The following is a 13,326-nucleotide window of genomic DNA, read 5'->3' on the forward strand; positions in this document are numbered from 1 at the left end:
TCGGCCATTCAACGCCATATCGGTCGACAGGCGCCGTGTATTGAGTGAGCGAGGGTCGGTATGAATCGTTTGGCAACCATTTCAACCTTTGTCGGCCTGTTCGGCCTGTTGATGGCCATGCTCGCAGCCCTTGGGGGCGCCGTTGCAGCCCTGATCGCATTGGGTTTTGCAATGATGGCGCTAGGTGCGATGGGCGCGATACTTGGCGCGGCAGCTTCTTTGACACGCGCGTGGCAATCCACCCGCTGAGCCCGCGAGACGGAAATTTTTCCGAACCCTTAACCGCAGATTCATCTCTTTGCCCCGAGACTGTGACCGGACACCTGTCCCGGACACATGGGAATCCGCGCTTATGGGAAATAAAAAACTGGCACATCTGCCTGAGGGGTCGGACAGCCCGTTGAACGCGGCAGTTTCGACGCGTGATCGTTCGGTTGTGCAGATGGCAACCGATGCAGTGAAGCATAAGCAGTGCAAACTGGCCTTTCAGCCGGTGATACAGGCGCACGCCCCGTACAGAGTCGCGTTTTACGAAGGGTTCATTCGGGTTCTGGACGAAACCGGCCGCGTCATCCCGGCGCGAGAATTCATGCCTCAGGTCGAAAACACTCCTATCGGCCGCGATCTGGACTGCGTCGCGTTGGAGCTTGGGTTGCGCACATTGGCGAGGAACCCGGAAATACGCCTGTCGATCAACATGTCTGCGCGCTCGATCGGTTATTCCAACTGGTCCAGAATACTGGACAGATTCCTGAAACGAGATGCCGGATTGGGCGAACGCTTGATCCTCGAAATCTCCGAAAGCTCGGCCATGCAGGTGCCTGAGCTGGTTGTCGACTTCATGGACCGCTTGCAGGATCGCGGCATCGCTTTTGCGCTGGATGACTTTGGCGCCAGCAATTTCAGCTTTCGCCATTTTCGCGAGTTTCTGTTCGACGCAGCCAAAATCGATGGCCAGTTCGTGCGGGGCATCAGCAACGATCCCGACAACCAGACTTTGGTGCGGGCCCTGATCGCGGTGGCCCGTGAATTCGAAATTCTGGTCACGGCCGAATCGGTTGAAACGCAGGAGGATGCCGCTTTCTTGGTGGCAAGTGGCGTGGATTGCCTGCAAGGATTCTTGTATGGCGCACCCAGTGTTGCGGAACCCTGGAAGCAGGAAAACAGATCAAAAACAGGCAGTTGATTGCCTGTTCATCGACATTTTCCTACCATTTCCGACACTGAGACAAGCTGCCCGTTGCTGCATGTGCAGCGTTACGCTATTGCAAGAGTACTTGAGCGGGGGATCACGGGGCGCTCTTGTTTCGAGAGGACATCTTTCGACCTGCGCCGTCAGAAATTCCGCTGTCCCATGACGGTAAAGGACTGATCATATGACCAACGTAGTAATCGCATCCGCCGCACGAACAGGTGTTGGCAGCTTCAGTGGTTCGTTTGCGAACACACCTGCCCATGATCTGGGCGCTGCCGTTCTGGAAGCAGTTGTCGAGCGCGCCGGAGTGGAAAAAGGCGAAGTCAGCGAAACCATCATGGGGCAGGTTCTGACAGCCGCCCAGGGGCAGAACCCCGCACGTCAGGCCCACATCAACGCCGGTCTGCCGCAGGAAAGCGCGGCCTGGGGAATCAACCAGGTTTGTGGCTCGGGCCTGCGCGCCGTTGCTTTGGGCGCCCAGCATATTCAGCTGGGAGACGCGGAAATCGTCGCTGCTGGTGGTCAGGAAAACATGACGCTGTCGCCCCACGCCGCCGCGCTGCGCGCCGGTCACAAGATGGGCGACATGAAGTATATCGACACAATGATCCGCGATGGCTTGTGGGATGCTTTCAACGGCTATCACATGGGTCAGACTGCCGAGAATGTTGCAGAGAAATGGCAGATCAGCCGCGAGATGCAGGATGAATTCGCCGTTGCTTCGCAGAACAAGGCCGAAGCAGCACAAAAGGCCGGCAAGTTCGCAGACGAAATCGTGCCCTTCACCATCAAGACCCGCAAGGGCGACATCGTGATGGACAAGGACGAATACATCCGTCATGGCGCAACCATGGAAGCCATGGCCAAACTGCGTCCGGCCTTCACCAAGGACGGTTCGGTCACCGCTGCCAACGCCTCGGGATTGAACGACGGCGCGGCCGCGACACTGTTGATGTCAGCCGAAAACGCCGAAAAGCGGGGAATCGAACCTCTGGCGCGCATCGCGTCCTATGCGACCGCCGGTCTGGACCCGTCAATCATGGGCGTCGGCCCGATCTATGCATCGCGCAAAGCACTGGAAAAAGCAGGCTGGTCGGTAGACGATCTGGACCTGGTCGAAGCCAACGAAGCCTTTGCCGCACAGGCCTGCGCCGTTAACAAGGATATGGGCTGGGATCCGTCGATCGTGAACGTAAACGGCGGCGCCATTGCCATCGGCCATCCGATCGGTGCTTCGGGGTGCCGTGTTTTGAACACCCTGCTATTCGAAATGAAGCGTCGCGATGCGAAAAAGGGTCTGGCGACCTTGTGCATCGGCGGCGGCATGGGCGTTGCCCTTTGTGTGGAGCGCGACTAAGCGCGTTGGCAATCAAATAGAATTAGGCGCCCGGTGGGCGCCTTTTTTTGTTACATTGAGGTTCCAACCGTTGGATGCGACGATATTGCCGCCCGGAAACCAAGATTCAAGACGAAACAATATTGCGCACAACCATCTCTCAGAGTAACAGCATTACTAAGACGACTAAAATTGAAGGAGTCATAAATGGCACGAACAGCACTCGTTACCGGCGGTTCCCGCGGCATTGGCGCAGCAATTTCCAAGGCGCTCAAAGCCGAAGGATACAACGTTGCGGCAACCTATGCGGGAAATGACGAAGCCGCCGCAAATTTCACTGAAGAAACCGGGATCAAGACCTACAAGTGGAACGTCGCCGATTATGACGAATCCAAAGCAGGTATTGAAAAGGTTGAGGCCGAGGTTGGCCCCATCGATGTGGTCGTCGCCAACGCCGGCATCACCCGCGATGCACCATTCCACAAAATGACACCTGATCAGTGGAAAGACGTGATCGACACCAACCTGACCGGCGTGTTCAACACGGTGCACCCTGTCTGGCCCGGCATGCGAGAGCGCAAGTTCGGTCGTGTCATCGTCATCAGCTCGATCAACGGTCAGAAAGGCCAGTTCGCTCAGGTGAACTATGCAGCGACCAAGGCAGGTGACCTGGGCATCGTAAAATCCCTGGCGCAGGAAGGCGCGCGGGCGGGGATCACTGCCAACGCGATCTGCCCCGGCTATATCGCAACCGAAATGGTCATGGCTGTGCCCGAGAAGGTGCGCGAGTCCATCATTGGCCAAATCCCGGCCGGCCGCCTGGGTGAGCCAGAGGAAATCGCGCGCTGCGTGGTCTTCCTGGCATCGGACGATTCGCAGTTCATCAACGGTTCGACGATCTCGGCCAACGGTGCGCAGTTCTTCGTCTGATCCAGAGTTGTGAACTAAAAACGGGCCGGTCCCTTTGGGCCGGCCCTTTCTGATCCCGTAAGAACGCGCGCGCTGCGATCAGCGGGAACCGAATATCCATCCCCAAAACTGCCAGATCACCCTGCTGCGCTCTTGGTGGGCACGCAGGATCGCCATCTGGGCGGCGGGATTTGTTGTCATCTCGATCATGACAGCCTCCTTTTCAAATCAGTTTTATTTGACCTGATGTGAATATGGAGGCTAAAAACAAAAACGACAAACGAGCTTTCTTGAGACTTCAGTTAAGTTTTCCTTCACTATGAGTGACTATCTGCCTCCGCTGACCGCGTTGCGTGCTTTTGACGCCGCAGCCCGGCACATGTCTTTTTCGAAGGCGGCGGAAGAGCTGCATGTGACGCCAGCCGCCCTGTCCTTTCAGATCAAGTCGCTTGAAGAACACCTTGGGCGGCCGCTGTTTCGTCGTCTGAACCGCGCCGTAGAACTGACCGAGGCGGGCCGTGCCCTTGCGCCTGGTGCGGCAGAAGGGTTTGCCACCTTGCAAGCCGCATGGCGTGCGGTGCGCAGACAGGAAGATGACACAAGCCTGACCGTCACCGCGGGCCCAGCTTTGACCGCCAAGTGGTTAGCGCCGCGGCTTTACGAATTTGCTCGGGCGCATCCCGAGATCGATCTGAAATTCTCGGCCACGCTGCGCAACATGGATCTGGAGCGGGACGACGTGGACGTCGCCATCCGGTTCGGGAATTCGGCCGATGACGGGCTGTATTCCGTTCCCGTCAGAAAGGAATGGCTGACCCCGGTCATGACACCGGAACTTGCAGAACAATTCACCACGCCAGACAGCCTGCGCGACGCCCCGCTGATCCATGACGATTCGATCAGCTTTCTGACCCCGCCTTGCGATTGGCCCGCTTGGTTCCGTGCCGTGGGGGTGGATTTTACTCCGACCCATGGCGCGCATTTTTCCAATGCCGATCACGCGATTGATGCCGCTGTTGCCGGTGTCGGCGTGGCGCTGGGGCGACGCGCCATGATTCTCAAGGACCTGACCGAAGGCCGCCTGGTTGCACCGTTCAAGGTGGCCCTGGAAACACAAGGCCGGTTCCGGTTTCTGTGCCTGCCGGGGGCTGAAAAGAAACCTCAGATCGCGGCGTTTCGCGATTGGTTCCTGACCGAGATTGAAAAAACCGCGCATATATCGGATGAGTTCAAAATTGTACCGATTGAAGAGGTTTCCCGCCCATGACCAAAATGCGCGCAACGGCCATCGGCTTCGTGGCTGTCTTGCTATGGGCCTTGCTGGCGTTGTTCACTGTCGGGTCGGTGCCCACGCCGCCCCTGCTGCTGAACACGATCTGCTTTTCGATTGGTGGTGCGCTTGGGCTTGTCTGGGCAACGGCGACAGGTGGTTTGAGCGATCTAAAGCAAGTTCCCTGGACGACCTACCTGTTTGGCGCATTGGGCCTATTTGGCTATCACGCGCTGTATTTTTCGGCCCTGCGCATGGCGCCGGCTGCCGAGGCCGGGCTGATCGCTTATCTCTGGCCTCTGCTCATTGTGCTTCTGTCGGGCCTGCTTCCGGGTGAGCATCTGCGTATCGGCCACCTGATCGGGGCATGCCTTGGATTCGCAGGGGCCGCTGTAATCATTGCCGGGGGTGGCGGCGCGGGCTTTCAGGCCCAATACCTGCCCGGATACGCATTGGCCTTGCTGTGCGCACTGACATGGTCGGGCTATTCCGTTCTATCACGCAAACTGGAGGGCACGCCGACCAGTTCCGTCGCAATTTTCTGCCTTGCGGCTGCATCGGCTTCGGGACTGCTTCATCTGGCGGTGGAAGACACTGTACTGCCCGATACGGCACTGGGCTGGGCGTCGGTGCTGGCACTCGGCCTTGGGCCCGTCGGGCTGGCGTTCTACGTCTGGGACATAGGCGTCAAGCAAGGCGACATCCAAATCCTCGGAACCTCATCCTATGCGGCCCCGTTACTGTCGACCCTTGCTTTGGTGGTGGCCGGGATCGCGACCCCGTCCTGGGGGCTTGCGATCGCGGCCTTTCTGATCACCGGCGGGGCCTTGATAGCGGCCCGCGCCAGCCTGAAAACTTAAGCGGACAGGCGTTCGATCTCTTCTTTCAGCTTGAGCTTCTGCTTTTTCAACTGAGCAATATGGAGATCATCGATACCTGGCGAGCGTTGGGCTTGTTCCACTTCTAGACCGAGAGATTCGTGCTTTTTCTTCAGTTCCGTCAGATGTGCGCTCACGCTCATTGCGATCCTCCTTGTTTATGTGTCTGTATGTCACGTAAGAACTTGACCACATCGTTTCCACCCTGTCACGCTGCAGACGCACAGAATCTGTAACAAATCCGACAAATTCGGCTGGTCATTGCCGATGGCACAAGTTCCGAGGCAACGGAGCGGCCTGTCGAAGCACGGCTGAGACCGCCTCGGTATAGCTTTCACCGTCTTTTTCGTGGCGCTCACCGGCGTGCAGAATCAACGGCGCATGGAGGCGAAATGCCGCGCGTCCCCCTTTGCGGGCGCTCAGGATGACCAGTTCGGTCTCGCGGCCCACCCGCGCGCTGAGCGGCAGCACCTCGATTGAACCCAGTTTCCCCTCACAAGCCGTCAGCATATCGGGAAGACGGTCGGCTTTCTGGATCACGTGCAGGAACCCCCGAGGGGCAAGGCGTTTGGCCGCAACGGTGATCCAGTCGATCAGAGGCGTATTTTCGCCCAGTGCAATGCTTCGCCCTGTGTCGCTGGCGGGGCTATGCGCCCCAGAACGGTAATAGGGCGGGTTCGCGATTACGTGATCAAAGTGCCGCTGTCGGAGGTCATCAGGCAAAGCGTTCAGGTCAGCCTCGATCACGTCCAGATCACAGCCGTTGATTTCCGAATTGCGGCGGGCCAAATCCGCATAGGCCGGTTGCAATTCGATCCCAACCATTTGCAGCCCCGCCACCCGCGCGGACAGGCATAAAATGGCAGCCCCCGCGCCACATCCCAGTTCAAGCACGGATTGCCCGGCCTTTGCAGGGACCGATGCGGCAAGCAGAACAGGGTCTACCCCGGCGCGGTAACCTGACGCAGGTTGCAGCAATCGCACCCGGCCACCAAGGAAATCGTTGCACGTCAATTCATTGTCGTCGAAGCGCATCATCGGCCCAGCGGGATCTCGTTGTCGCGCATCACACGCTCGGCCCGGGTCAGGTCTTCGGACCGAACCATCAGCCGACGAGGGAAAATCCCGATACCACCTTCGAGGATGCTCATATTTACGTCCATCTGAAAGCAGTCTATATCCTCGCCCTCAAGGAGAGCGGATGCAAAGGCCAGGATTGTCGGATCGGTACTGCGCAACAGTTCTTTCATGGGGATGGATGTAAGGGCAAGGCGAGGCGAAAGTCGAGCCTTGTATCAGGAGTGTGATGACCGTCGACATGATCTCAAAACCGCATGAGCGTCTCGCTGAAATTCTGGCGGGCGAGATGGAGGCCGTGAACGGGCTGATCCGCACGCGGATGGCATCGGACCATGCGCCACGCATCCCGGAAGTGACGCGGCATCTGGTCGAAGCAGGTGGAAAACGCCTGCGCCCGATGCTGACACTGGCCGCAGCACGCCTGTTTGGCTATTCCGGCGACCATCACGTGCGCCTTGCCGCGACGGTCGAGTTCATTCACACCGCCACCCTGCTGCATGACGACGTCGTGGATGAAAGCGCACAGCGACGGGGCCGCCCGACCGCCAATCTGCTTTGGGACAACAAATCTAGTGTTCTGGTTGGCGATTACCTGTTTTCACGCAGTTTCCAGCTGATGGTGGAAACGGGCTCGCTGCGCGTTCTGGATATTCTGGCCAATGCCTCTGCAACCATTGCCGAAGGCGAAGTGCTGCAAATGACGGCTGCAACCGATCTGCGTACGGATGAAAGCGTTTACCTTCAGGTCGTGCGCGGCAAGACGGCGGCATTGTTTTCAGCCGCGACCGAAGTGGGCGGCGTGATCGCAGGTGCCTCGGAAGAGCAGGTCAAAGCGCTTTTCGACTATGGTGATTCACTGGGCATCGCGTTCCAGATTGCCGATGACCTGCTGGATTATCAGGGCGACAGCAAGGCGACCGGGAAGAATGTTGGCGATGACTTCCGTGAACGGAAACTGACCCTGCCCGTCATCAAAGCCGTGGCGCAATCCACGCCGGAAGAACGCGCCTTCTGGGAACGTACGATCGAAAAGGGCCGCCAACAGGACGGGGATCTGGATCAGGCGCTGGGTCTGATGAACAAATACGCCACGCTGGAAGAAACCCGGCAAGACGCTTTGGGTTGGGCAAACAAGGCCAAAGCCGCTTTGGATGTATTGCCTGACCACGATATTCGCAGTCTGCTGCGCGAATTGGCCGATTACGTGGTTTCACGTCTCAACTGAGCTGCGTGGCGCGGCACCACCAATCAGGATGGGCTGCGCCGATCTCATAGGCCGCAAAATGCGCGTCTTTCATCGTCGGATACAACGCAAAACAGGTTGATCCTGACCCTGACATGCGCACCATGAGCGCGCGATTGGTCATCTGCAACTCGTCCAACACCTGCTCGATCTCAGGTGCGATGTTCATGGCGGGCACCTGCAGATCGTTGCGTTGATTGCGCAGCCACTGGGCGCACTCATCAGCATTGTCAAACTCAGGCATGCTTTCAGGCATTAGCGGGTTGTCTCTGGACGCCAGCGCGTTGAAAACGGCACCGGTGGGCACCTGGACATTTGGGTTGACCAAAAGGGCGGGCAGGTGCGGAAGGTTCACCGCCGTCAAACGATCGCCAATGCCCTGCATTCTGATCGCCCGACCTTCCAGGCAGACGGGGACATCCGCCCCCAATGACAACGGCAGGCCCCGCGGAAGGTCGTGGCCCTGATCTGCCAGGGCCCCAAGCGTGGCCGCGGCATCAGACGACCCTCCGCCAATGCCCGCCCCATGGGGCAAGGACTTGGTCAGTTGAATATGACCGGTCCAACCGACAGCTTCTGCCGCCTTCCAGACCAGATTTCGGCTGTCCGTGGGGACTCCGCCGGCAAACTCGCCGCGCACGTCCATGGACAATTCGGGGCCGGGGGTGAATGTCAGCCGATCACCCAGATCGGCGAATACAACCAGCGAATCCAACAGGTGATAGCCGTCGTCTCGACGGCCAGTCACATGAAGGGTCAGGTTGATCTTGGCGGGCGCAAACGCCTTAATTTCCATTGGCGACTTTCAATGGCTCCGAACCTTCTTCGGCCAGAACGGCATCCAGCCCGACTTCGATCTTGCGCCGGATTCGATCCGGATCGGCTTCGCCGTCGGTGTCTTCCGGGTCGATGAAGGACAAGGCGCGACTCCACTGGAACTCGGCCTCGCGCGCGCGCCCGACAGCCCAATAGACGTCACCCAGATGATCGTTGACCACCGGATCCACCGGCATCAGCTCAACCGCACGTTCCATGTGTTCGACGGCCTCGTCGTAACGCCCCAGACGGAACAGTACCCAGCCCAGACTGTCCACGATATAGCCACTGTCCGGACGCGCAGCTACTGCGCGCTCGATCATATCCAATGCTTCATCCAGCTTTTCTTTGCGCTCAACCAGAGAATACCCAAGGTAATTCAGAACCTGAGGTTGATCCGGGTTTAGTTCCAGCGCCCGGCGGAAATCAGCTTCGGCCTGATCCCAGTGCTTCAGCCTTTCATGACTGATGCCACGTGCGTAATGCAGGAACCAATTCCCACCCGCCGCGCTATCCGTCAGCGCGATCGCAGTGTCATAAGAGGCCACGGCAGCGGCATAGTTTTCCTGTCGACGCTGCAAATCTGCCAAAGCGACATGCACACCCGGAAAATCAGGATCCTGCGCAGCCAGGTTCTGCAACACCTCGACGGCCGCATCGGTTTTTCCCGAACGGTCCAGAACTTCGGCGCGGCCCAATTCGGCCGCATGGTGATCGTTGCTGTGCGCCGGGACTTGGCGGTATGCCTCAACCGCCAGATCATATTGCTGCAAGTTGTCCAGCAGATCCGCGCTCAGCAAAATGGCATCCACATGATCGGGGCGCAGGAAACTGGCCAGGCGTGCGTACAGCAGAACGTAATCGGCTGATGCTTCGCTGTTCAATGCGGCACCGACGGTGAAAAAAATCTCGGCCATGCCGTCCTGAGCGGATCGGACATGGGTGAACGGCAATGTTTCACCCGCCGCCAACTGGCTCAAATACGACTCGATGGTCGGGTCACTGCCCGCCACAAACACATCGTCCAGAAACTGAACGGCGTCTTCGTTGCGATCCAGCTGCGACAGAATCTCGGTGCGGGCCAAAGCAGCACGACGAGAGAACCGGGCAACCGTTCCATCATTGTCGGCAAGTATCGCCTCGGCGCCTTCGAAATCACCGATAGACGCCAATGCCATCGCCTTGTGGTAAAGCGCGAACTCCCTGAGACCATCCTGTGTCGCGACAGAATCGAACTGTTCCATCGCCTTGGTCATCTCACCCTGCCCCAGATGGGCCCAGGCGATCATCAGGCCGTCAACAAGGGGACCAACACCCTGTGTTTCAGGGTCACGGGCCAGCAGGTCGTCAAATTTCCCATCGGTGATCAGATTGGCCGAAATTACCATACGCGCAGCCTGGCTGGGCAGGTTTGCTTCCTCGATCTGCTGGGCGATCGGCAGCGCGCGCGCCACTTCCCCCAAGGCGATGCGTGCAACGACAACGCTTTCCTGCAACAGCGCATTTTGGGGATCAAACCTGAGAGCCTGAGCGTAGTATCTTTCAGCGGCAGAGTAGTCGTTTTCGTAAATCGCCTGCCGCCCGGCCAGATAAGACCCGGCGCCCGTTTCCGAATAGGCCGGAACTGCGACCGACGACATGAACAGCACGGACAAAGCCGCGCGACGAACCAGGGAAAACACCGAAATCCTGCCTTGCTATCGTTGACTGAGGGGTAAGCTAGGGCTTCGGCAGGCAAGAGGCAATGGCAGAGCCTTCACAGCGCAGCCATTGCCCGTTTTTTGCTTACATGTTCGGATAGTTTGGACCGTCGCCGCCCTGCGGTGTGGTCCAGGTGATGTTCTGGCTGGGATCCTTGATGTCGCAGGTTTTGCAGTGAACGCAGTTCTGGAAGTTGATGACGAATCGCGGGCCGTTCTCATCCTCGACCACTTCATACACACCTGCCGGGCAATACCGCTGTGCCGGCTCATCGTATTTAGGCAGGTTGACCTTCACGGGGATCTCGGGATCGGCCAGACGCAGGTGGCAGGGCTGGCTTTCCTCGTGGTTTGTCGCTGCGAACGAGACATTCGTCAGACGATCGAAGGACAGCGTTCCATCCGGCTTTGGATAATCGATTGGCTGGTGCTTGCTGGCATCCTCGGTCGATTCCGCGTCGTTCTTGCCATGGCCCAACGTGCCGAACAGCGAAAAGCCAAACGTGTTGGTCCACATGTCCAGACCACCCAACATCAGGCTGGCGGTCAGACCCCATTTCGACCACATCGGCTTGACATTGCGAACCTTTTTCAGGTCGGAACCAATCGCACCATTGCGAACTTCGGTCTCGTAAGCCGTCAGCTCATCGCCCGAACGTTCGGCCTTGATCGCTTCGAAAGCAGCCTCGGCCGCAGCTTTGCCCGACAGCATCGCGTTGTGGTTGCCTTTGATGCGCGGCACGTTGACCATGCCCGCCGAACAGCCCAACAGCGCCACGCCCGGCGCGACCAGTTTCGGCATCGACTGATAGCCGCCTTCCGTAATCGCACGGGCGCCGTAAGCGACCCGCTTGCCGCCTTTCAGCAGATCGGCCACCATCGGATGGTGCTTGAAACGCTGGAACTCCATATAGGGGTACAGATGCGGGTTCTTGTAATTAAGGTGCACCACGAAGCCGACATAGACCTGATTATTTTCAAGATGATAGATGAAGGATCCGCCGCCTGCGTTGCTGCCCAAAGGCCAGCCCATCGTGTGCGTCACGCTGCCTTCCTTGTGCTTGGCAGGGTCGATCTCCCAGATCTCTTTCATGCCGACACCGTATTTCTGCGGCTCTTTGCCCGCAGACAGGTCGTATTTGGCGATCACTTCCTTGGACAGCGACCCGCGCACACCTTCTGACAGGAAGACATATTTGCCGTGCAGCTCCATCCCCGGTTCGGTGTTGGGGCCGTAGGAACCGTCTGCCTCCAGACCAAAAACGCCTGCTACCACGCCTTTGACTTCGCCATTGTCGCCATAGACCATTTCCGAGCACGCCATGCCCGGAAAGATCTCGACACCCAGTTCTTCGGCCTGTTCCGCCATCCAGCGGCACACATTGCCCATCGAAACGATGTAGTTGCCGTGGTTGTGCATCAGCGGCGGCATCGGGAAGTTCGGGATGCGGACCTGGCCTGCTTCACCCAGCATGTAGAACTTGTCGTCCTTCACGGGCACATTCAGCGGCGCGCCTTTTTCCTTCCAATCCGGGATCAGCGCGTCCAGACCACAGGGATCAAGAACCGCGCCCGACAGGATATGCGCGCCAACCTCGGAACCCTTTTCCAGAACGACAACGTTCAGGTCGGCATCCAGCTGTTTCAGACGGATGGCCGCCGACAGGCCCGCAGGTCCTGCACCCACGATCACCACATCGTATTCCATCGCTTCGCGTTCAATCTCGGCCATCGCGGGCTCCCTAGCTAACTTTCCGAATTGGCGCTGTCACCGCATGATCTGCGCAATTTTGTTTCACGGCTGATTACATGGTCGGAAAGACATTGGTCAATCGAAACACGGCGTAACAAGGGCGCTATTCGACACATCACCCCTCTGGTGCATCACCCATCAGGTACCTGGGACCGCTACCATGCGATTTTGCCCGGTCATCGGGGTTGTAGAGCGCACATTTCGGCAGGCTCAGACACCCGCATCCGATGCAGCCATCCAGATTGTCGCGCAACCGCATCAGGGTGTCGATTCGCTGATCCAGATGGGCCCTCAGCTGTACGCTGATTGCCTTCCAGTCCTGGGGCGTCGGCGTGCGGTTTCCTGGCAGGTCCGACAGCACCTGACGGATTTCAGGCAGGGTCAGGCCGAACTGCTGCGCAATCATGACAAAGCTCAGTCGCCGAATATCGGCCCGCTGATAGCGCCGCTGTCCGCCCGCGTTGCGCCAGGGCGAAATCAGACCCTGCGCTTCGTAATACCGGATGGCCGACACGGCCAGACCTGTGCGCCGGGCCAATGCGCCAATCGCCAGCCCCTCTGATACCGCCATCAAACCCTCATGAAAAATTCCTTGACCTAAAGTTAAGTTTAGAAATTACTCTGAGTCGGGACAAGCCAAAAAACACAGGAGATCCCATGATGGCGACGCTTGAACACACCAACTTCACTGTCCGCGACCCGAAAGCCTCGGCCGATTGGATGCAAAAGGTCTTTGGCTGGAAGACCCGTTGGGAAGGCCCCGCAATTGCCGGCGGATACACTGTGCATGTCGGCTCGGCCCACACGTATCTGGCGCTTTACAAACCTGATGATCCGAAACAGTCGGATGAAAGCAGCTATGATGTGATCGGCGGGCTGAACCACGTGGGTGTTCTGGTCGAAGACATCGATGCCACCGAAGACAAGGTTCGCAAGGCAGGATTCGAGCCCCACAACCATGCCGATTACGAACCAGGGCGCCGGTTCTATTTTCGCGATGACAACGGGATCGAGTTCGAAGTGGTGCAATATGATTGAGATGATTTGGCTTTGCACCCCATCGCAGCGTTGGCGCAGGTCGCGGCATCCGGATCATCGGCACAGGCCCCACCCCAAATCAAAACGGCGCGAAGTCGCGAATTGACC

General features: G+C 58.3%; 15 protein-coding genes. 8 read left to right on the forward strand and 7 right to left on the reverse strand.

What is annotated here, in order from left to right; all coding sequences use genetic code 11:
• The first annotated feature begins 60 nt into the window (after window positions 1-60).
• The 6 genes from ACR3E6_RS03250 (at window position 61) to yddG (ending at window position 5,570) form a co-directional block, all read left to right on the forward strand.
• A complete protein-coding gene (locus ACR3E6_RS03250) occupies window positions 61-249 on the forward strand; it encodes a hypothetical protein (protein ID WP_480485803.1) in 189 nt (62 codons plus the stop codon).
• 103 nt (window positions 250-352) lie between these two features.
• Entirely contained in the window at window positions 353-1,186 is an 834-nt protein-coding gene (locus ACR3E6_RS03255; protein WP_480485805.1) for an EAL domain-containing protein, read from the forward strand.
• A 190-nt stretch (window positions 1,187-1,376) separates the two neighbouring features.
• Complete coding sequence (locus ACR3E6_RS03260) at window positions 1,377-2,552, forward strand: acetyl-CoA C-acetyltransferase (RefSeq protein WP_170346332.1); 1,176 nt, start codon at window positions 1,377-1,379, stop codon at window positions 2,550-2,552.
• Between the two features lie 186 nt (window positions 2,553-2,738).
• Window positions 2,739-3,461 (forward strand): acetoacetyl-CoA reductase, encoded by a 723-nt coding sequence (gene phbB / locus ACR3E6_RS03265; RefSeq protein ID WP_171634971.1) that lies wholly within the window; start codon window positions 2,739-2,741, stop codon window positions 3,459-3,461.
• 298 nt (window positions 3,462-3,759) lie between these two features.
• Complete coding sequence (locus ACR3E6_RS03270) at window positions 3,760-4,707, forward strand: transcriptional regulator GcvA (RefSeq protein ID WP_171634972.1); 948 nt, start codon at window positions 3,760-3,762, stop codon at window positions 4,705-4,707.
• Entirely contained in the window at window positions 4,704-5,570 is an 867-nt protein-coding gene (gene yddG, locus ACR3E6_RS03275) for an aromatic amino acid exporter YddG (RefSeq protein WP_209834686.1), read from the forward strand. Before ACR3E6_RS03270 ends, yddG begins: the two co-directional genes overlap by 4 nt.
• Here the strand turns inward: yddG and ACR3E6_RS03280 are convergent.
• The 3 genes from ACR3E6_RS03280 to ACR3E6_RS03290 form a co-directional block, all read right to left on the reverse strand.
• Window positions 5,567-5,731, reverse strand: a complete 165-nt coding sequence (locus ACR3E6_RS03280; protein WP_083445267.1) for a YdcH family protein — start codon at window positions 5,729-5,731, stop codon at window positions 5,567-5,569. The genes yddG and ACR3E6_RS03280 overlap by 4 nt on opposite strands.
• A 115-nt stretch (window positions 5,732-5,846) precedes the next feature.
• Window positions 5,847-6,626 carry a tRNA1(Val) (adenine(37)-N6)-methyltransferase gene (locus tag ACR3E6_RS03285; RefSeq protein WP_171634976.1) on the reverse strand — a complete coding sequence of 260 codons (780 nt, stop codon included), beginning with the start codon at window positions 6,624-6,626 and terminating at the stop codon, window positions 5,847-5,849.
• Window positions 6,623-6,838 (reverse strand): putative signal transducing protein, encoded by a 216-nt coding sequence (locus tag ACR3E6_RS03290; RefSeq protein ID WP_152456800.1) that lies wholly within the window; start codon window positions 6,836-6,838, stop codon window positions 6,623-6,625. The genes ACR3E6_RS03285 and ACR3E6_RS03290 overlap by 4 nt, the downstream gene beginning before the upstream one ends.
• 56 nt (window positions 6,839-6,894) lie before the next feature.
• Between ACR3E6_RS03290 and ACR3E6_RS03295 the strand changes: the two genes are divergently transcribed.
• Window positions 6,895-7,893 (forward strand): polyprenyl synthetase family protein, encoded by a 999-nt coding sequence (locus ACR3E6_RS03295; protein ID WP_480485808.1) that lies wholly within the window; start codon window positions 6,895-6,897, stop codon window positions 7,891-7,893.
• On the opposite strand, the gene ACR3E6_RS03300 is transcribed toward ACR3E6_RS03295, so the two are convergent.
• From ACR3E6_RS03300 to soxR, 4 genes are all read right to left on the reverse strand, one after another.
• Window positions 7,886-8,707, reverse strand: coding sequence for a 4-(cytidine 5'-diphospho)-2-C-methyl-D-erythritol kinase (locus ACR3E6_RS03300; protein WP_171634980.1), 822 nt, complete (start codon window positions 8,705-8,707; stop codon window positions 7,886-7,888). The genes ACR3E6_RS03295 and ACR3E6_RS03300 overlap by 8 nt on opposite strands.
• The gene (locus tag ACR3E6_RS03305) at window positions 8,697-10,367 is read right to left on the reverse strand and encodes a tetratricopeptide repeat protein (RefSeq protein ID WP_480488080.1); all 1,671 of its coding nucleotides are present in this window, start codon (window positions 10,365-10,367) and stop codon (window positions 8,697-8,699) included. The genes ACR3E6_RS03300 and ACR3E6_RS03305 overlap by 11 nt, the downstream gene beginning before the upstream one ends.
• A gap of 145 nt (window positions 10,368-10,512) precedes the next feature.
• A complete protein-coding gene (locus tag ACR3E6_RS03310; RefSeq protein WP_171634982.1) occupies window positions 10,513-12,159 on the reverse strand; it encodes an electron transfer flavoprotein-ubiquinone oxidoreductase in 1,647 nt (548 codons plus the stop codon).
• A gap of 136 nt (window positions 12,160-12,295) precedes the next feature.
• A complete protein-coding gene (soxR, locus tag ACR3E6_RS03315) occupies window positions 12,296-12,751 on the reverse strand; it encodes a redox-sensitive transcriptional activator SoxR (protein ID WP_480485810.1) in 456 nt (151 codons plus the stop codon).
• 86 nt (window positions 12,752-12,837) lie between these two features.
• On the opposite strand from soxR, the gene ACR3E6_RS03320 reads away from it, so the two are divergent.
• A complete protein-coding gene (locus tag ACR3E6_RS03320) occupies window positions 12,838-13,218 on the forward strand; it encodes a VOC family protein (protein ID WP_171206067.1) in 381 nt (126 codons plus the stop codon).
• Window positions 13,219-13,326 lie beyond the last annotated feature (108 nt).

It is taken from the genome of Ruegeria sp. AL3, from assembly GCF_056536065.1.